The organism is Novosphingobium organovorum (assembly GCF_022832435.1).
Classification (GTDB): domain Bacteria; phylum Pseudomonadota; class Alphaproteobacteria; order Sphingomonadales; family Sphingomonadaceae; genus Novosphingobium; species Novosphingobium organovorum.
This window is the reverse complement of record NZ_JALHLF010000073.1, coordinates 1-18,617: the sequence shown is the minus strand read 5'-3', so window position 1 is coordinate 18,617 and position 18,617 is coordinate 1. Positions and strand designations below refer to the sequence as shown.

Genomic DNA, 18,617 nt, shown 5'->3' with positions numbered 1-18,617 from the left:
GGGACGTTTGAAGCCTCGCCTCCATCGATCGACAGGCCCTCGCACTGGTCCAGATTGAAGACCGTGAACCTCTTAAGGAACGCCACGGTGCGCGCGTCGCGGTCCTCGCTCTGGGCCTTTTGCGCCTCGTCCTTGGGCGTGAAACGATCCGCGTAACAAATGACCGTTCCCTTCTCCCCGCGCTTAACGTTGCCGCCTGCCTTCTCGGCCTGTTTGTAGGTAAGCCAGCGCTGCGAGGAATAGCCGCCCCCGATCCCAGCCGCCCACAGGATCAGCACGTTTATGCCGCTGTAGATGCGCCCGGTTACTCCGTTGTTCGGCATCGTCACCGGGCACCGCGCCGCATCCCAAGGCTGCACCCACGGCACGCGGCCGTCCTCCAACTCAGCAATGATCCGGTTCGCGACTTCTCCATAGAGGCTCTGACGGTTGTCCTTGGCCATGCTCCTTCACTCCTTCCTTCAACCGCCATTGACCGGCGCCAGGGTGGCGGGAGGCGGCAGGAGCGAACCAGCAGCCCCGCCGGCAAAAGGCGGGGCGCACCTGAAAGGCTGTAACGAAGTGAAGGACCCGGGAGCGCAGCGGACGGGTTGCGCCCCGTCGAGGCGGGGCTATCGGGCAGCGACGCCCCCCGTCACCTTGAAGCCGACAAAGGCCAACGCCGCCGCGCGGGTCAGCGCGGCGACACTTGAAGGGATGCGGACCGCATCCCGCCCCTGACAGGGATCGTCACGGCTCTGCCGACGAGACGGCGGCGTAGCTGGTGGCTCGGTTGAGCGTCAGCGAAATAGAGCCCGGCCGTGCCATAGGCGCGGGTCAGCCTGCAATGTTTGCATCAGCCCGTCACAGAGCCCCCTTTGTTTCGCGAAACTCACATGCGCGGCGAACAAAAGGCGGCCCAGTCCTTCATCATGCCGCGTCGCTTCTCCAAGAGGTTGCCGCGCCGGTAAGCCGCCTCGGTCTTGTTCTTGACCACATGGGCCAAGGCCGCTTCGGCCACGTCGCCTGGGTGATTGGTCGTCTCACTCACCCAATCGCGAAAAGCCGACCGGAAGCCATGCGCCGTATAAGGCTCCTTCATTTCCTTGAGCAGCTTGGTCAGTGTCATGTCGGACAGCGGCGCATTGCGCCGCGCGCCCGGAAAGACCAGCTGGCAATTGGCCAGCCGTAATTCGTTGCAACGCTCAAGAATGCGCAGCGCTGGGGACGTCAAAGGCACGACATGCTCGCGCTGGGCTTTCATGCGCTCTTTGGGAATCGTCCAGAGAGCGGCGTCGAAGTCGATCTCGTCCCAGGTTGCGTGGCGAACTTCCCCCGAGCGCGCGGCGGTGAGGATCGCGAATTGCAGCGCGAGACGACTGAAGGACTCCCGCTCGCGTAAGCGAATCAAGAACGTCGGGACCTTGTCGAAGGGCATAGCCGCGAAATGCCCCTCTTTCTTGGGCTGACGCGGCAAGCCGCGCGTCACCGCGCGCATGGGCGCTTCCGAATCGCGGTAGCCCGATGCGTAGGCCCAATCGAGGACCGTTCCGACCCGCTGGCGCACCCGCCGCGCGGTCTCGGGCTTGGTCAGCCAGATTTCCGCCAGCATGTTGCGGATCATGGGGCCGGTGATGGCGTTGACCTGAAGATCCCCAATATGGGGGAAGGCATAGGCCTTGAGCGTACTCGACCATTGGGCTTCGTGCTTTTCGTTGCGCCAGGTCTTCCGATAGCTCGCCAGCACCTTGGCGGCAGCTTCGCGAAAGGTCGGTATACCTTGCTCCTTTCGCCGCTCGAAGATCGGATCGAGCCCCTGCTCGACCCAACCTCGAATCTCCCGTGCTCGCTCGCGCGCATCGGCAAGCGACACCTTCGAGGCGCTACCCAAGCCGAAGTCGCGGCGCATTCCGTGCTTCTGCACCCGGCAGACCCAACTTTTCGAACCACCCGGCTGAACGACGAGGTAGAGGCCGTCACCATCGCCCAATCGCCCCTGTCGCGTGGCGGCTTTTACAGCGGTTACGGAGAGCTTTCCCATGCCCAAATTCTCCCACATTCCTTCCCACATTTCCAATCGGACACCGGTGGATGGGGCTGGATGCAGGAGGACGCGAATCACCACGTAAGCCAAGGTATTCCTTGGTTTTTCGTGGACGATTATGAATGTGGGTGTTGCCACCAGTGGCGGAGCGGGAGGGATTCGAACCCTCGATACGCTTTTGACGTATACACACTTTCCAGGCGTGCGCCTTCGACCACTCGGCCACCGCTCCGCATCGCTGGTGAGCGCAGGCCACTAGCGCGGCTTTTCGCCTTTCGCAAGCGGGGAGCGCGTGGCAACGTGTTTGTCATGCAAATTTTCCTCAAGGGCGCGCTGCCCCTGCTCGTCGCCGCCACGGCCCTGACCTTTCCCGCCCTGGCCTGCGCTCAGACCAAGGCAGCCCAGGCTGCCGTAACGCCGAACGGGGTCATCGAAGCGGCGAAACCCGCCGAGTGGCGCCGGATCGATCCCAAGGACCTGATGGTCATCGACCTTGCGCCCGACGCCAAGGGGCACCCGCGCCGGGTGGTGATCCAGCTGATGCCCGCTCCCTTCGCGCAAGGCTGGGTGGACAACATGCGCAAACTCATCGCCGCGCGCTGGTACGACGGGATCGCGGTGGTGCGCGTCCAGGACAACTACGTCGTGCAGTGGGGCGATCCCAATTCGCCGGGCGAAGCGGCCGACACCAACGGCGATACCGCCAAGGAGAAGACTTTGCCCAAGGGCCTCGCGGTCGTTCCCCAGAGCGCCTACACCAGCCCCGCCAGCGCGCTGCCCAAGGACGATAGCGCGGGAAGCGACGCCTATGCCCCGCGCAACGGCTTCGTCGATGGCTGGCCGATCGCCGGGGACGACACCGCTTCCTGGCCGATCCACTGCTATGGCGCGGTCGGCGTGGGGCGCGACATGTCGCCCGACACGGGCACCGGGGCTGAACTCTACACCGTCATCGGGCAGGCCCCGCGCCAGCTCGACCGCAACATTGCCGTGGTTGGCCGGGTGATCGAGGGGATGGGCGCCCTCTCCGCGCTTCCGCGCGGGCCGGGCGCGATGGGCTTTTACACGCGCGAGGAGGACCGCACGCCGATCGTCTCGGTTCGCCTCGGCAGCGCGATCAAGGACCTGCCCGGCTACGAATACCTTTCAACCACGAGCGACAGTTTCGCGGCCTACGTCCACGCGCGCGCCAACCGCAAGGACGGTTTCTACAACGTGCCCGCGGGCGGCGTGGACATCTGCAATGTGCCCGTGCCGATCCGGCAGGTCGCCCGATGAGCACGAGCGAGAGCCTGACGCACACCGCCACGCTCTGGCGCTGGGCGGGCGGGGCCAATGGCGGCAGCTGGCACTTCGTGACGATCACCGGGACCGACGCCGAAACGCTGAGCGCGACCGCGCTGATGCGCAAGCTCGAAGGCTCGGGCCGCGGCTTCGGGTCGCTCAAGGTCAAGGCGCGCATCGGCGAGAGCGCGTTTGCCACCTCGGTCTTTCCCAGCAAGGCCGACGGCGGCTGGCTGCTCCCCGTCAAGGCTGCCGTGCGTAAGGCCGAGAGTATCGGTGAAGGCGATAGCGTGACCGTGGAACTGGAGTTCTAAAACGATTCTCCAAGGGCGGTGCCCCTTTGGGTCATCCCGTCAGATCCGCTCCGCATCGGTTACCGCCGCGCTCGCCCGAAGCGCCGCGACGATGCGGGTCAGGTGCGCCAGGTCCGCCACTTCGAGCCCCACTTCATAAGTGCCGAAGTGATCGTCGCGCTGGACGATGTTGAGCGCGGAAACGTTGGCATGGGCGTTCGCGAAAATCTGCGTCACTTCGGCCAGCGTGCCCGGACGGTTGTAGAGCACGAGGCGCAGGCGGCCGGTCGCCCCGGTGGTGCGCGAGCCCCACGAGAGATCGAGCCAGTCGGCATCGACGCCATCGGCCAGCGTCAGGCAGTCGATCGTGTGGACTTCGACCTTGTGGTCCGGCCGGCGCAGGCCGACGATGCGATCGCCCGGCACGGGGTGGCAGCACTTGGCCAGCTCGAAGCCCATTCCCGGCGTCAGCCCCTTGATCGAAATCGCCTTTTCGCTGCGGGTCCATTCCGGGTCTTCGGGCATGGTCGCGGTGCTGCCGGGCACCAGCGCCTCCATCACCTCACGGTCGGTGACGTGGGCCGACCCGATCGCGAACATGAGGTCTTCCTCATCGTCCATGCCCAGCTTGGCGATCGCGGCGTTGAGCGCCTTTTTGCCGATGCGCTGCGGCAGGCGGGTGGTCAGCTCGTCGAACAGCTTGGAGCCGATCTCGGCGACCTCCGCGCGTTCCTTGGCGCGCACCGCGCGGCGGATCGCCGCGCGCGCCTTGCCGGTGACGACGAAACCCAGCCAGGAAAGCTGCGGCTCGGACCCTTCGCTCTTGATGATCTCGACCACGTCGCCGTTGTTGAGGCGGGTGCGCAGCGGCATGTGGCGCCCGTTGATCTTCGCGCCGACCGTGGCGTTGCCGAGGTCGGTGTGGACCGCATAGGCAAAGTCGACCGCGGTCGCACCCTTGGGCAGCTGCTGGAGCGAACCCTTGGGGGTGAAGGCGAAGATGCGATCGTGATAGATCGCCAGCTTGGTGTTCTCGAGCAGTTCCTCGGCGTCGTGCGTGGTGTCGACGATCTCGATCAGGTCGCGCAGCCAGCCGACCTGCCCGTCGGGCCGCGCGCCGCCCTGCTTGTAGGCCCAGTGCGCGGCGAGGCCGAATTCGTTGAGCCGGTGCATCTCGCGCGTGCGGATCTGCACTTCCATGCGCATCGAGTTTTCGTAGATCAGCGCGGTGTGGAGCGACTGGTAGCCGTTCGACTTGGGGGTCGAGATGTAGTCCTTGAAGCGGCCAGGGATCATCTGCCAGTGCTGGTGCAGCGTGCCCAGCGCGCGGTAGCAATCGTCCGCGCTGTCGGTCAGCACGCGGAAGGCCATGATGTCGGTGATCTGTTCGAAGGAGACGTGGCGCTCCTTCATCTTGCGCCAGATCGAATAGGGGTGCTTTTCGCGCCCCGTCACCTCGACGCTGACCCCCGCTTCGGCGAGCGCCTGCTTGATCGCCAGCGCGATCGCATCGACGTGCCCGCCTTCCTGGCTGCGGATCTGCGCAAGACGCCCGGTGATCGTGGCGTAGCCTTCGGGCTCGATCTGTTCGAAGGCGAGCAGCTGCATCTCGCGCATGTATTCGTACATGCCCACGCGCTCGGCCAGCGGGGCGTAGATCTCCATGGTCTCGCGCGCGATGCGCTGGCGCTTTTCCGGCTTCTTGATGAAGTGGAGCGTGCGCATGTTGTGCAGGCGATCGGCGAGCTTGACGAGCAGCACGCGCAAGTCCTCGCTCATCGCCAGGAGGAACTTGCGCAGGTTCTCCGCCGCCCGCTCGTTCTCGGTCATCACCTCGATCTTGGAGAGCTTGGTGACGCCGTCGACCAGCCGCGCGACATCGGCGCCGAACAGCTTCTCGATCTCCTCGGTCGTGGCGAGGGTATCCTCCACGGTGTCGTGGAGCAGCGCGGTGATGATCGTCTGCTGGTCGAGCTTGAGCTCGGTCATGAGCCCGGCCACTTCGACCGGATGCGAGAAATACGGGTCGCCGCTCGCGCGCTTTTGCGTCCCGTGTTTCTGCACCGTGTAGACATAGGCACGGTTCAGCAGGGCCTCGTCGGCCTCCGGGGCGTATTCCTTGACGCGTTCAACAAGTTCGTACTGGCGCAACATAGATTCAAATCATGTGCCGGTTTTTTGCCCCACGGCAAGCCTTGCCGAACGCAGATGCAGTCTTTGCAACAAACTCGGTTCGCCGACGCGGGTATGATTAACGATTATTGCCGTTCCGATCCCAGCATTCAATCGATTTCATCGCACCATCCACGATGCCCGCGTTAACCCTTCTCCAGCAATCGGACAGGCATGCTGGCCCCTGTGGCGGTCTGTCCCGTCGCCTGAGGAGCACACCAAACAGCGCCGCGCACGAGAGAGCAGGCGAGAGAGAAAGAGAGAGACCATGGCATCCTTCCAGCGCCATTTCGGAGACGATGCGCAACCGCTGCCCCCGCCGGTGTCCGAGGCAAGGCCAGGGGTGACGCGCGCGCCGCGCCAGCGCACCTTGATGCGTGCGGTGATGACCCTGCCGGGCATGGCGGGCGAGCCGGTCATGGTGCGCAACGTGTCCGAGCGCGGCATGGGCCTGGCCAGCAAGGCCCTGGTCCCGCGCGAGGGCGAGATCATCGATCTGGCGATCCTGGGCAGCAGCGGGCTGGAAGGCTGCGTGCGCTGGGTGCGCGGCAACGAGTTCGGGGTCGAACTGTCGCGTCCGCTCGACTTGCGCGGCATGGGCCTTGCCAACCAGCGGCGCAACGGCGACATGGCCGGAACGCTGGGCGGGCAGGTCGAAACGCGGCTCTGCCGGACCAAGACCAACCGCCCGCTTTACGCCTGCTGAGGGGCTGCCGGGGCCACCCTTCGGCCCCAGTGCCGCCGCATCGCCGACCGGGGCACCGCCATCCGGCGCCCCGCATTACGCCAGGCTCAGAACAGGCCGGGCAACTGGCGCTGGGCGAAGCTGGGGCTTTTTGCCTCGAGTGGTTCGCGCGCTCGTGCGGCACCCGCGACGCTCACCGAATCCGCCAAAGCCCCCTGCTGCACCGAGGCCGTCGCGCTGGACGCCAGCGACGAGGTGATTGCGGTGCAGCTGTTCCCGCTCAGGAACCCGATCGCCGCCTTGATCGAAGGCTCGTTGGCATCGCCCAGCTGGTAGGAAATGTCGTCGCTCGCCTCGCAGGTCGCCGGGTAGCTACTGGCAAGGCCCGAGTAGTAGTCCCCCTCATGGTCGGCGTTTTCAAGCTTGAGCGCGATGACCCGCAGACGGTCGTCGCAATCGCTGTTGTCGAGCCCGATCTGGCCCACCGGCTTGCCGTAGGTGTTGGCGCCGACAAGCGCGACGTCGTTGGGCAAATAGGGCTTTTGCGTGTTCATCACCAGCTCGCTCGCCGACGCGGTGCTGCCGGTGCCGATAAAGGCCACGCGGGTCGCCGCGATGGCCCCGTCCTGCGCCGAAAAATAGCTGGTCTCGTCGTTGTCCGACTTGGAATCGCGGAACGTGACATAGTTCATCACGCTGCCCGTGCGCTGCGCGTTGAGCAGGTTGGAAAACGTATCGGCAACCGAGATCAGCCCGCCCCCGTTGTAGCGCAAATCGACGATGACCTTGGTGACGCCTTGCGCCTTGAACGCGGCGAAGGCTTCGGCCAGCGCCGCGTTGGCGGTGCTCACGAAGGTCCGCAGGTTGACGTAGCCGTAGCTCTCCCCCCCGCTTTGAATGATCTTGTAGCCATAGCGCGAGGACAGCGGATCGAGCTCGAAGTCGGCCTTGGTCACGCTCACTGTCGAAACCGTGCTGTCGGGCTGGCGGATCTGGAACACCCGCGTGGTGCCCACGGTCGAATCGCCCAGCGCATCGCTCACCGCGTCAATCCCGCCGCTGGCGTAGAGCGCGGAGACGGTCTGCAGGTTCGCCGTGCTGGTGCCGATCGCGACGATTTGCGTGCCCCGGTCGAGCCCGGCGGCATAGGCCGGCGCGTTCTCGTAGGCCTCGATCACGTAGAGCGCCTTGGCGGTGTAATCGAACCCCAGCCGCACGCCGATCCCCGCGGTCTCGCCCGAGGCGTAGTAGGCGTTCTCTTCCGCGATCGAGGTGACATAAGTGAAATAGCGGTCCTTCGATTCCGCGCGCGCGGGCGCCACCAGCGCATCGATGTAGTCCTGCAGCGTGGAATAGGCGTCCGGATCGACCGTGGTGTCGAGCAGGTCGGGGAAGAGGTACCATTCCTTGAGCTGGGCCAGCGCCCAGGCTTCGCGCGTGGCGAGCGAGCAGGCGCTCGAGGTTCCGGACGAGCTGGTGGTCGTCGCGGTGGACGTCGACGTCGACGTCGATCCGGAGCTGCTGCCCGAACCGCCATCGCCGCCCCCGCATCCGGCCAGGGCAAGCGATAGCGCCACGAGCGGCGCAAGCAGGGCAAAGCGCATGAAAAGATGTCCGATATGTGGTTGTGACCGTGCACCACAATGCGGGCCAGATCTTGCACGTCAAAGAAAAACACCGCTCCCTCTCCCGTTGCGGACAAGTGTGGCAAAATCGCACCAAGTATCTTGAAAATGGTGCCAAATGCCGATCATCGCGCGCGGCATCGCATTGCCGTCACAAAGCCTACGCCGATTTGTCACACAGCCCGGATAGGGGCTCGCGGGATAGGCGACAGTGTCGCATCTTCGAAGTAAAGGGCCCAAGCCGTGAAACTCAAAACCCTCCTCGCCGGTCTTGCCGCCGGTTCCTCCCTGGTCGCTCTGGCGGGTGCGGCACATGCAGAGGACGGCGCGGCGGCGGCCACTCCCGAATACGATTCCAGCGCGATCGTCGTCACCGCGCAGAAGTACGAACAACGCGCGATGGACGTGCCGATCACGCTGAGCGCGCTGTCGGGCGAGGCGATCAGGGACCTTGGCGTCACCGACATCGGCCAGCTCTCGGCCTATGTTCCGGGCCTCAACGTCCAGATCCAGAGCGCCAACAACCCCGGCTTCGTGATCCGCGGGATCACCTCGGACAGCGGTTCGGCGCAGGAGAGCCCGCGCGTCACGCTCTACTACAACGGGGTCGACATCTCGCGTTCGCGCGGGGCCTATCAGGGCATCTACGACATGGAGCGCATCGAGGTCGTCAAAGGCCCGCAGGCGACCCTGTTCGGCACCGCCGCGACGATCGGGGCAATCTCGCTTATTTCGAACAAGCCCCAGCCCGGCCTCTCGGCCTCGGCGACGGCAGGCGTGGGCAACTACGGTGCGCGCAAGCTCGAAGGGTTCGTCAACGCGGGCAACGACGTGATCGCCGCGCGCCTCGCCTGGCAGTGGCTCAAGCGCGACGGCTACGTGAAGAACCTCGCCCCCGACCAGGACGATCTCTACGCGCAGAACCAGCTCGGCCTGCGCGGTTCGCTGCGCTACACCCCCACCGACACCTTCTCGGCGGACCTCGTCGTGACCTATGACCGCGAGCGCAATTCGGGCACCCCGTTCCTCTCCAGGTCGCTTGGCTCGACTTCGGTCGACGGCATCTACGGCGCGGCGTACCTGGGCGGTTCGGCGACTTCGGCCGAGGATCTGGGCCTCTCCAAGCTCGGCCTCCACCGCCACGTGTGGGACGCCAACTTCACCGCCAACTGGGAACTGTCGGACGACTGGAGCTTCACCACCGTCAACGGCTACCGCCACTTCAACGCGCTCGAAGTGTTCGACGCCGACGGTTCGGCCGCGCCCTATCTCGAATTCGCCGAGCACGCCAAGGGCTGGGACGCCAGCCACGAGGGCCGCTTCACCTACTCCTCGCCCACGCTGCGCGCCTCGCTGGGCTGGAACTACTATGTCGAAAAGAGCTACCAGAAGGTGCCCTTCTCGCTCGAGGAAGGCGTTCTGGTGGAATGCACCACCGGGCTGATCGGCACCGGCTGCGTCAATGCGGACAATTCGGTGCCCGCCGAACTCGCCACCTATTACGCCACCGGCGGCTACTACACCTCGCTGCCCTACAGCGGCTACTACGAGAACCAGGGCAAGAACCAGACCTGGTCGGTCTTCGCCGACACCACCTGGATCCCCACCCCCAGGCTCGAACTGACCGTGGGCGCGCGCCTGCTGCATGAAAAGCGCCACTCGGGCTATGTCTCGCAAGTGCCCAATTCGACGTTCTACTACCTGCTCTATGGCACCGAACAGCCGCTGATCACCGGGCTCTACAGCACCGATGGCGAAACCTACACCGCCACGCGCTCGTTCACCGCGGTGCTGCCGCGCGTCAACGTGCTCTACCACGTCACGCCCGACATCAACCTCTATGCCACCGTCTCCGAAGGCCGCCGCTCGCCGGTGGTGGACCTCAGCGCCACGACCGACGACAGCGGCGCGGTGGTCCCCGAGCTCAACGTGGTTGAGGCCGAGACGGTGTGGAACTACGAAGCGGGCATCAAGGGCAAGCTGGGCATCTTCTCGGGCTCGCTGGGTGTCTACTACGACGACTACAGCAATTTCCAGGTCAGCGTGTACAACGCCACGACCGGCCAGTCGGTGACCGAAAGCGCGGGCTCGGCCGGGAACCTGGGCGTCGAGGGCGAAGTGAGCGCGCAGCTCGCCAGCTGGCTCACCGCCTTTGCCAACGCGGGCTATATCTCGGGCGGGATCGACGACAAGGCCTCGAACGGCAAGTACGCCGGTTCGCAGTTCCGCCTCCAGCCCAAGTGGCAGTGGGCTGCCGGGTTCAACCTCGACCTGCCGATCAACCAGAACGACAGCCTGTTCCTCGCCCCCAGCGTCACCTACCGCTCGAAGATCTACTTCGAGGTACCCAACGACGAGGACACCAGCCAGGACCCGGTCACGCTCGTCAACGCACGCGGCGGCCTGCGCATCGCGCAGGGCAAGTACACGCTCGCGGTCTGGGGCAAGAACCTCGCCAACAAACGCTATCTGATGGACGCGGGCAACACCGGCGGCTCCTTCGGCTACCCCACCTACATCCCCGCCGAGCCGCGCACCTACGGCCTCGATGTGACGGTGCGGTACTGAACCGCGCGCAAAGGGAGACACCGTCATGACCTTCACCTTTGACCGCCGCCTGCTGCTCCAGGCCGGTGCCTTCGGCCTTGCCGCGCTTTCGACGCCCGGCGTCGCCGCGATCCTGACCGCGCGCGGCTTTACCCACGGCATCGCCAGCGGCGAACCGGCGGCCCGTTCGGTCCTGCTGTGGACGCGCTACGTCGGCACCGGCGAGACGAAGCTGCGCGCCGAAGTCGCCACCGATGCCAGCTTTGCCCATGTCGTCTCGGGGGGCGAGGTCCTCGCCTCGCCCGAACACGACTGCTGCGCCAAGCTCGTCGTCACCGGGCTCGAACCCGACCGCTGGTATCACTACCGCTTCATCGCGCCCGATGGCACGATGAGCGAGGTCGGGCGCACGCGCACGCTGCCCACGGGCGACGTCGCGCGGTTTGGCATCGGCCTGTTCTCCTGTTCGAACATGCCCTACGGCTGGTTCAACGCCTACGCCCACGCCGCCGCGCGCGACGATCTCGACCTGATGATCCACGTCGGCGACTATTTCTACGAATACGCACCCAACGGCACCTATCCCGATCACGCGATGGCCGGCCGCGTGCCCGAGCCCGATCACGAGATCCTGACGCTCGCCGACTATCGCCTGCGCTACGCCTCCTACCGGCTCGACCCGGACCTGCGCGCGCTCCACGCCCGCTTCCCGATGATCGCGCAGTGGGACGATCACGAATTCGCCAACGACAGCTGGATGGGCGGCGCGGAAAACCACCAGCCGGACAGCGAAGGCCCCTGGTCGGTGCGCAAGGCCGTGGCCGAGCGCGCCTACCGCGAATGGATGCCGGTGTCCGACGCGCTCTACGACAGCTTCCAGATCGGCGCGCTGGCCACCATCTTCCGCCCCGAGACGCGCATCACCGGGCGCGTCAAGCAGCTCGACCTTGGCGAAGCGCTGCACGGACAGGCCGATATCGGCAAGGCGCTCGTCGCCTTCCGCGACGGGCCCTGGCAGGACAGCGCGCGCACGCTGATGGGCGCGAAGCAGGAAGCCTGGCTGAACGAGGGCATCGCGGCGTCCGCAAAGGCGGGCACGCGCTGGCAGGTCCTCGCGCAGGAGATCGTGATGGGTCCGCTCAAGGCGCCCGCCGAGCTGGCTGCCTTCTCACCCGCCGATGCCCCGGCCAAGGTCCAGCAGGCGCTCGGCGCGATCGTCGCGGCGGCCAAGGTCGGCCTTCCGGTCAACATGGATTCGTGGGACGGCTACCCCGCTGCGCGCACGCGCCTGCTTTCCGCCGCGCGCGAGGCCGAGGCGAACCTCGTCGTCCTCTCGGGCGACAGCCACAACGCCTGGGGCCAGAACCTCACGCTCGACGGGGCGCCCGTTGGCGTCGAATACGCCGGGCACTCGGTCACCTCGCCGGGGTACGAGACCTATCTGCCGGGCGTCGCCCCGCAGAACCTTGCCCGCGCGATGCAGGAGGCCAACCCCGGCCTCTCGCTGTGCGACACCAGCCGCCGTGGCTACGTCAGCCTCGAGCTTACCAAGGAACGCGTGCGCGGCGCCTGGCACTTCATGAGCACGATCCAGGCCCACACCACCGCCGGGACCACCAGCGAATACCGCACCGTCGCGTGGGGCGCGCGCCGGTTCGACGCCAGCTGACGCGAACGATCGCGATCGAATAAGAGGAGCCCGAGGGCCATCGCCCTCGGGCTCCCCGAACAGTCCCCCTCACGTCACTCAGCCGGCGGCGCGCAAGACAGGTGCGGTCGACAGTTCGGGGGCGGCAGTTCGGTTTCAAGGGGCTGTGGTCCTTGAACAGCGCATCTTTGTTCGTCTCGTCCCCGGCAGGCCCTAAGCCGCGCGCAGCTTGCCCAGCATCGCCTGTTCCTCGGGCCGCAGCGTCAAGACCTCCACACCGCTCGCGGTGACCAGCACGGTGTGTTCGAACTGCGCGGAGAGGCCGCCGTCCTTGGTCACCACGCTCCAGCCATCGTCGAGCTGGCGCACGTGGCGGCGCCCCTGGTTGAGCATCGGTTCGATCGTGAACGTCATTCCCTCGCGCAGCAGCACGCCCGTCCCGGCGTTGCCGAAGTGGAGCACCTGCGGTTCTTCGTGCATTTCGCGCCCGATGCCGTGGCCGCAGTATTCGCGCACCACGGTGTAGCCCGCGCGCTTGGCAAAGCGTTCGATCGTATGGCCAATATCGCCCATCCGCGCGCCGGGGCGCACGCAGCCGATGCCCTTCCACAGCGCGGCGTAGGTCGTCTCGACCAGCCGGCGCGCGGCAGGATGCACCGCGCCAACCATGTAGGTCTTGCTCGAATCCGCGATGTAGCCGTTCTTCTCGAGCGTGATGTCGAAATTGACGATGTCACCCTCGCCCAGAATGTCCCGCGGCGAGGGCACGCCGTGGCAGACCACCGAATTGACCGAGGAATTGAGCACGAAGGCGAAGCCGTACTGGCCCTTGCTCGCGGGCCGCGCCTTGAGCTCCTCGACGATATAGCGCTCGACCATGGTGTCGATGTCGAGCGTGGACTTTCCGACGAGGTCGGTGCGGTCGATCAGGCCGAACACCGAGGCAAGCAGGCGCCCGGCCTCGGCCATCAGTTCGCGTTCCCAGACCTGCTTGATCATGCCGCGTCCTTCGCCAGCGCGGGGCTGGATGGAACGAGCGGCGTGGGCGCCACCCCGGCGCGGGCCAGTTCGCGCTCCATGATCTGGTTGAAACTCAGCGTCGGCTCGAGCTCGCACAGCAGCCCGACCTTGATCCAGAACGCAGCCTGCGCGTTGATGGAACGGCCCGAAACCCTGCTCGCACGGCGCACCTGTTCGTGCAGCTCGTCATCGATGTTCACGATGCCCATGGCAGGCTCCTTTCTACGATTCGCATATGGTCCATATACGGATCGTATAGCCCAAGGCAAAGGGCCTGTCCGAACGGGCCCCGTCAAGTCCAGCCCGTCAGCTCCAGGTCGCCTCGGGCGGCAGGCTCATCAGGATCGCGTCGACATTCCCCCCGGTCTTGAGCCCGAACAGCGTGCCACGATCGTAGACGAGGTTGAATTCGGCATAGCGCCCGCGCCATTCGAGCTGCTGCGCCTTGTCGGCGGGCGTAAAGGCCATCCCCATCCGGCGCCGCACGAGCTGCGGGAAGATCGCCAGAAAAGTCTCGCCCACCGCCTTGGTCAACGCGAAATTGGCCTCCCACGCGGCTTCGTCGGCGCATTCGAGGTGATCGTAGAAGATGCCGCCCACGCCGCGATAGACCTTGCGGTGAGGAATGTAGAAGTATTCGTCCGCCCAGGCCTTGTAGCGCTCGTAATTGCCCTCGCCGTGCGCGTCGCAGGTGGCCTTGAAGGCAGCGTGGAAGGCCTCGGTATCCTCGGCATAGGGCAGCGGCGGGTTGAGATCGGCACCGCCCCCGAACCAGGCCTTGGTGGTGGTCAGGAAGCGCGTGTTCATGTGCACCGCAGGCACGTGCGGATTGGCCATGTGCGCGACAAGGCTGATCCCCGTGGCCGAGAACTGCGGCTGCTGCGCCGAGGCGCCGTTGATGGTCGCGGCGAATTCCTTGCCAAAGGCGCCGTGGACGGTGGAGATGTTGACCCCCACCTTCTCGAACACCTGGCCCTTCATCAGCCCGCGCGTGCCACCGCCGGTCTCCTCGCCCTCGCCTTCCACGGCCGAGCGCTTCCAGGGAGTGTATTCAAACGCCGCATCGCTCCCCGCCTCGCGCTCGATCGCTTCGAACTCGGCGCAGATCGCATCGCGCAGGCTCTGGAACCAGTGTGCGGCGCGCGCGGTGTAAGGGGCCCAATCGGTCATGCGTGTCATCCTCTGTCTTGGCGCAAGCGCTTGCCAAATCGCGCAGGGCACGGCAAGGAAAAGCCATGGTTCCCTTTTCGTTCTGCACGCACGAGCTGGTCCTGCTCGAAGGCCATGGCAGCCGCCCCGGCGCGCTCTACTGGCCCGCCGAACGCGCGCTGCTGGTGGCCGACCTGCACCTCGAAAAGGCCAGCTTCTACGCCAGCGGCGGGCAGATGCTCCCCCCTTACGACAGCCGCGAGACGCTTGAGCGGCTGGCCGACGCGCTGCGCGTCACCGGCGCGCGGCGGGTCTTCGCGCTGGGCGACAATTTTCACGACGATGCCGGCCCCGCCCGACTTGAACCCCACGCCACAGGGATGCTCGACGCGCTCACCCGCGCGCACGAATGGGTGTGGATCACCGGCAACCACGACCGCGCGCTCGGCAGCGATCCCGCCCGCACCCTGCCCGGTACCTGCCACGAGGAGCTGGAACTGGCCGGGATCATGCTGCGCCACGAGACCCGGCCCGACACCCCCGAGCCCGAGCTTTCGGGCCACTTCCACCCCCGCCTCACGCTCACCGCGCGCGGGCGCCGGATCGCCCGCGCCTGCACCGTGGCGAGCGAGACGCGCCTCATCCTGCCCGCCTTCGGCGCGCTCACCGGCGGGATGCCCGCGAACGATCCGGCGATCCTCGAGGCGCTGCAACCCGCCGAGGCGATCGATGCGCTTTTGCCCTCGCGCGCGCGTCTTGTTCGCTTCCCCCTCTGGCGAAAGGCGGCCTGAACGCCTACATGGGAGAAGGACCGCATCGCCGGTCCGGGGCGCTCTTGTAAACAGGACGGAAAAATCGCGCTTTGCGCAAAGCGGCGATTCGCATTAAGGACGCCCGAATTCGCAGATTTCAGAGTAACGACTCAGGAGAACGCATATAGCACCCCCACCCCGGCGCATGATGGCGCCACCGGTCAAGAGCGGACCGCGCTACAACAAGTTCATCCAAGCCGACAAGGTCCGCGTGATCGACGAGAACGGCGAGAATATTGGTGTCCTTTCGACGCGTGAGGCAATCGAGCGTGCGGCCGACGTCGGTCTCGACCTCGTCGAAGTCTCGCCCAACGCGGATCCGCCGGTGTGCAAGTTCCTCGATGTCGGCAAGTATCGCTACGAGGCCCAGAAAAAGGCCAACGCCGCGCGCAAGACCCAGAAGACGCAGGAGATCAAGGAGATCAAGATGCGTCCGAACATCGATGACCACGACTATGACGTGAAGATGCGCAACATCCACCGCTTCATCGGCGATGGGGACAAGGTGAAGGTCACCCTGCGCTTTCGCGGTCGTGAGCTTTCGCACCAGCAGCTGGGCATGAACCTGCTGCGCCGCGTGCAGGAAGACGTCGCCGAAGTGGCCAAGGTCGAAGCCTACCCGCGCATGGAAGGCCGCCAGATGCTGATGGTGCTGGCCCCCAAATAATCCTGCGCCCCTGCCCCGGACCAAACGCTGGCGCAAGGCAAGGGGCCCAGAGACAAGCCGAGAAAAAAGGGGCGCTCCCGGCAACGGGAGCGCCCCTTTTTCGTTGCTCTCGTCCGATCTGGGGCAACACACCCACACCTGTTACACCCTGCGACAGCGTTGAAATTTTCCTGCCACACAATCCGCCCACGAAGTCGCCCATGCGCAAGACCACTCTCACTCTCGCCTCGCTGCTCGCGACCACGCTGCTGATCGCGCAGCCATCCTCCGTCATGGCCCAGATGGGCGGTATGGGCGGCGGCGACATGGGAGGCGGCATGGGTGGCGGTATGGGCGGTGGACCGGGCGGCGGTGGCGGTGCTCCGCCAAGCGGCGGCGGCGAAGCCAAGCCGCGCATGCCCAAGCCGATCAAGCGCTCCACCTTCGACAAGGTGGTCACCAAGATGTTCGAGGAAGCCGACGCCGACCATAACGGCATCGTCACGCTCGAGGAACTGCACGGCGTGATCGACGCGCGCCGCGCCGCGATCATCCGCGAACGCTTCGCCAAGATCGACACCGACCACAACCACACCATCTCCGAAGCCGAATTCATCGCCTGGCAATCGCAGATGGGATCGGCCGCCGCGCACGAAAGCAGCGCGCTGGGCGACAGCGAAGGCCCCATCCCCGACGCCATCATGCCAGACGCCGGGCACGAGGAAGAGGACCTGATGCTCAACCAGCTGATCGAGCCGCTGACCGGCACGATCATCGCGAAGGCCAACACCAACTACGACGCCGGGCTCTCGCTCGACGAATTCCTCGCCTACGAAGGCAAGATCTTCGATGCCGCCGACAAGGACCACGACGGCAAACTCACGATGATGGAAATGCGCCCCCACGGCAAAGGCGGCCCCGGTGGGCCGGGTGGGCCGGGTGGCGCCGGTGGCCCGCCCCCCGGCGGCCCGCCGCCCCAGCAGCCCTGATCCCGCAAAAGCCCGCCAGATCCTTTGGCGGGCTTTTTCTGTAGGGGCATTCTTGCCAGGTCGGATCGCCGGTTGCGCGGCCGCCCCCTACAGGCCGAGCGCGCTCAGGCCGGGATGGTCGAGCGGGCGCGGGCCGAGCGGCCAGTGGAACAGCCGCTCGGTGCTGGCGATGGGCCTGTCGTTGATGCTGGCAAGGCGCCGACGCATGAGGCCCGCAGCGTCGAACTCCCAGTTCTCGTTGCCGTAGGAGCGGGTCCAGTGGCCCTCCTCGTCGTGCCATTCGTAGGCAAAGCGCACCGCGATGCGGTCATCCGCCGCAGCCCAGACTTCCTTGATCAGCCGGTAGTCGCGCTCGCGCGCCCACTTCGCGGCAAGGAAAGCGATGATCGCCGCGCGCCCTTGCAGGAAGTCCGAGCGGTTGCGCCACACGCTGTCGGGCGAATAGGCGCGCGCGACGCGCGCGGGATCGCGGCTGTTCCACGCGTCCTCGGCCAGACGGGCCTTTTGCGCGGCGCTTTCGCGCGTGAACGGGGGCAACGGCGGGCGCGACACCGGGGCGCTCACTGGCCCGCCGGCGCAAGAGCGCCAAGCCGCGCGGCCGCGACGCGGGCCTCAGCCTCCCGTTCGGGCAGGATGGCCGCCATGCGCGCCCGGTAGGCCACAAGGATCGGCTCAGGTGCGGTTTCGGGGCGCCCGGCGGTAAACGGCGGCTCGGGCGCGTATTCGAGGCCGAGCTGGATCGCCTGCGCGGTGTCCGCCCCCCCGATCTCGGCCAGCACGGTAAGTGCGAAATCGATCCCTGCGGTGACCCCGCCCCCGGTGATGACCCGACCATCGCGCACCACGCGCCCGTCATCGGGGATCGCGCCGAACAGCGGCAGGAGGTGGCGCCAGGCCCAGTGGCACGCCGCGCGCCGCCCCCTCAGCAGCCCCGCCGCGCCCAGCACCAGCGATCCGGTGCACACCGAGGTCACGTAGCGCGCGCCCAGACCCAGCCGGCGCACCTCATCGACGAAACCGGCATCGCACGCGACCTGCGCCGCGCCGGCGCCGCCCGGCACGCACAGCAGATCGCACCCGGCGATGTCGGCCAGCCGCCCGGTTCCGGCAAAGGTCAGTCCTTCGGCCGCGACCGCACCGCCATCGCGGCTGGCCACGATCGTCTCGCTGCCCGGCAGGCGCGAGAGGAACTGGTGCGGGCCGGTGAAATCGAGCTGGGTCATGCCGGGGAAGACGGCGAAGACGAGGCGCAATGGCTGGTCGGACATGAAAACCTCCTTGCGGTGACACCCCCTTCATCACTGCAAGCGCGCCTTGACGAAAGGACAGTGATCCCTCATTTTAGGCCATGCCCCGCACGATCGCGCTCTACCTCTATCCCGATTTCCAGCTGCTCGACGCCTGCGGCCCGATCACCAGTTTCGAGATCGCCGGGCGCATGGCGGCAGACGAAAACGGGGACAGGGACAGCGACGGGGTGGATGAAGAAACGCCGGGGCCCTACCGTATCGAACTGCTTTCCGCCCACGGCGGGCCGGTGCGCTCGTCCTCGGGCGTCGCGCTCGATACGCGCGCCGCGCCGCTCGAGCCGCTATCCGAGCCGCTGGCCGATACGCTGGCCGATACGCTGGCCGATACGCTGGCCGACACCCTCATCGTGGTGGGCGGCAACGGCGCCTACGCCGCGATGCACGACGCGCCGAGCCTCGCCTTCCTGCGCGCCG

Annotated in this window: 17 protein-coding genes, 1 tRNA gene and 1 pseudogene; 9 read left to right on the top strand and 10 right to left on the bottom strand. The window is 66.4% G+C overall.

The window, feature by feature from the left end; translation table 11 throughout:
• The 3 genes from MTR62_RS15270 to MTR62_RS15260 form a co-directional block, all read right to left on the bottom strand.
• Window positions 1–443: ArdC-like ssDNA-binding domain-containing protein (locus MTR62_RS15270; RefSeq protein WP_244022470.1), on the bottom strand; the 443-nt coding region annotated here is incomplete at its 3' end.
• Window positions 444–871: 428 nt separating this feature from the next.
• The gene (locus tag MTR62_RS15265; RefSeq protein ID WP_407672693.1) at window positions 872–2,104 is read right to left on the bottom strand and encodes a tyrosine-type recombinase/integrase; all 1,233 of its coding nucleotides are present in this window, start codon (window positions 2,102–2,104) and stop codon (window positions 872–874) included.
• Between the two features lie 60 nt (window positions 2,105–2,164).
• Window positions 2,165–2,255 (bottom strand) — tRNA-Ser (locus MTR62_RS15260).
• A gap of 77 nt (window positions 2,256–2,332) precedes the next feature.
• Between MTR62_RS15260 and MTR62_RS15255 the strand changes: the two genes are divergently transcribed.
• Window positions 2,333–3,301 carry a peptidylprolyl isomerase gene (locus MTR62_RS15255; RefSeq protein ID WP_244022468.1) on the top strand — a complete coding sequence of 323 codons (969 nt, stop codon included), beginning with the start codon at window positions 2,333–2,335 and terminating at the stop codon, window positions 3,299–3,301.
• Window positions 3,298–3,621: a DUF1905 domain-containing protein gene (locus MTR62_RS15250; protein WP_244022466.1), complete on the top strand. Its 324-nt coding sequence runs from the start codon at window positions 3,298–3,300 to the stop codon at window positions 3,619–3,621. The genes MTR62_RS15255 and MTR62_RS15250 overlap by 4 nt, the downstream gene beginning before the upstream one ends.
• Before the next feature lie 39 nt (window positions 3,622–3,660).
• Here MTR62_RS15250 and MTR62_RS15245 read toward each other — a convergent pair whose 3' ends face one another.
• Window positions 3,661–5,754, bottom strand: a complete 2,094-nt coding sequence (locus MTR62_RS15245; protein WP_244022464.1) for a RelA/SpoT family protein — start codon at window positions 5,752–5,754, stop codon at window positions 3,661–3,663.
• A 286-nt stretch (window positions 5,755–6,040) separates the two neighbouring features.
• Between MTR62_RS15245 and MTR62_RS15240 the strand changes: the two genes are divergently transcribed.
• Entirely contained in the window at window positions 6,041–6,478 is a 438-nt protein-coding gene (locus MTR62_RS15240) for a hypothetical protein (RefSeq protein WP_244022462.1), read from the top strand.
• Window positions 6,479–6,564: 86 nt separating this feature from the next.
• Here the strand turns inward: MTR62_RS15240 and MTR62_RS15235 are convergent, their stop codons facing one another.
• Window positions 6,565–8,061: a S41 family peptidase gene (locus MTR62_RS15235; RefSeq protein WP_244022460.1), complete on the bottom strand. Its 1,497-nt coding sequence runs from the start codon at window positions 8,059–8,061 to the stop codon at window positions 6,565–6,567.
• Window positions 8,062–8,325: 264 nt separating this feature from the next.
• On the opposite strand from MTR62_RS15235, the gene MTR62_RS15230 reads away from it, so the two are divergent.
• A complete protein-coding gene (locus tag MTR62_RS15230; RefSeq protein WP_327194420.1) occupies window positions 8,326–10,650 on the top strand; it encodes a TonB-dependent receptor in 2,325 nt (774 codons plus the stop codon).
• Window positions 10,651–10,675: 25 nt separating this feature from the next.
• Window positions 10,676–12,298 (top strand): alkaline phosphatase D family protein, encoded by a 1,623-nt coding sequence (locus MTR62_RS15225; protein WP_244022458.1) that lies wholly within the window; start codon window positions 10,676–10,678, stop codon window positions 12,296–12,298.
• A gap of 192 nt (window positions 12,299–12,490) precedes the next feature.
• Here the strand turns inward: MTR62_RS15225 and map are convergent, their stop codons facing one another.
• The 3 genes from map to hemF form a co-directional block, all read right to left on the bottom strand.
• A complete protein-coding gene (gene map / locus MTR62_RS15220) occupies window positions 12,491–13,276 on the bottom strand; it encodes a type I methionyl aminopeptidase (RefSeq protein ID WP_244022456.1) in 786 nt (261 codons plus the stop codon).
• On the bottom strand, window positions 13,273–13,506 hold the full coding sequence (locus MTR62_RS15215) for a ParD-like family protein (RefSeq protein WP_244022454.1): 234 nt from the start codon (window positions 13,504–13,506) through the stop codon (window positions 13,273–13,275). The genes map and MTR62_RS15215 overlap by 4 nt, the downstream gene beginning before the upstream one ends.
• Window positions 13,507–13,603: 97 nt before the next feature.
• Window positions 13,604–14,467, bottom strand: coding sequence for an oxygen-dependent coproporphyrinogen oxidase (gene hemF, locus MTR62_RS15210; protein ID WP_244022451.1), 864 nt, complete (start codon window positions 14,465–14,467; stop codon window positions 13,604–13,606).
• A 65-nt stretch (window positions 14,468–14,532) separates the two neighbouring features.
• Between hemF and pdeM the strand changes: the two genes are divergently transcribed.
• The 3 genes from pdeM (at window position 14,533) to MTR62_RS15195 (ending at window position 16,893) form a co-directional block, all read left to right on the top strand.
• Window positions 14,533–15,237, top strand: a complete 705-nt coding sequence (gene pdeM, locus MTR62_RS15205) for a ligase-associated DNA damage response endonuclease PdeM (protein WP_244022449.1) — start codon at window positions 14,533–14,535, stop codon at window positions 15,235–15,237.
• Between the two features lie 166 nt (window positions 15,238–15,403).
• The gene (infC, locus tag MTR62_RS15200; protein ID WP_244022447.1) at window positions 15,404–15,925 is read left to right on the top strand and encodes a translation initiation factor IF-3; all 522 of its coding nucleotides are present in this window, start codon (window positions 15,404–15,406) and stop codon (window positions 15,923–15,925) included.
• Window positions 15,926–16,125: 200 nt separating this feature from the next.
• Window positions 16,126–16,893 carry an EF-hand domain-containing protein gene (locus MTR62_RS15195; protein ID WP_244022445.1) on the top strand — a complete coding sequence of 256 codons (768 nt, stop codon included), beginning with the start codon at window positions 16,126–16,128 and terminating at the stop codon, window positions 16,891–16,893.
• A gap of 87 nt (window positions 16,894–16,980) precedes the next feature.
• Here the strand turns inward: MTR62_RS15195 and MTR62_RS15190 are convergent, their stop codons facing one another.
• Window positions 16,981–17,445 (bottom strand): nuclear transport factor 2 family protein, encoded by a 465-nt coding sequence (locus MTR62_RS15190; RefSeq protein WP_244022443.1) that lies wholly within the window; start codon window positions 17,443–17,445, stop codon window positions 16,981–16,983.
• Window positions 17,446–17,453: 8 nt separating this feature from the next.
• The gene (locus tag MTR62_RS15185; RefSeq protein ID WP_244022441.1) at window positions 17,454–18,161 is read right to left on the bottom strand and encodes a DJ-1/PfpI family protein; all 708 of its coding nucleotides are present in this window, start codon (window positions 18,159–18,161) and stop codon (window positions 17,454–17,456) included.
• A gap of 80 nt (window positions 18,162–18,241) precedes the next feature.
• Here MTR62_RS15185 and MTR62_RS15180 point away from each other — a divergent pair.
• Window positions 18,242–18,617, top strand: a pseudogene (locus MTR62_RS15180) (hypothetical protein); the annotation flags it as partial.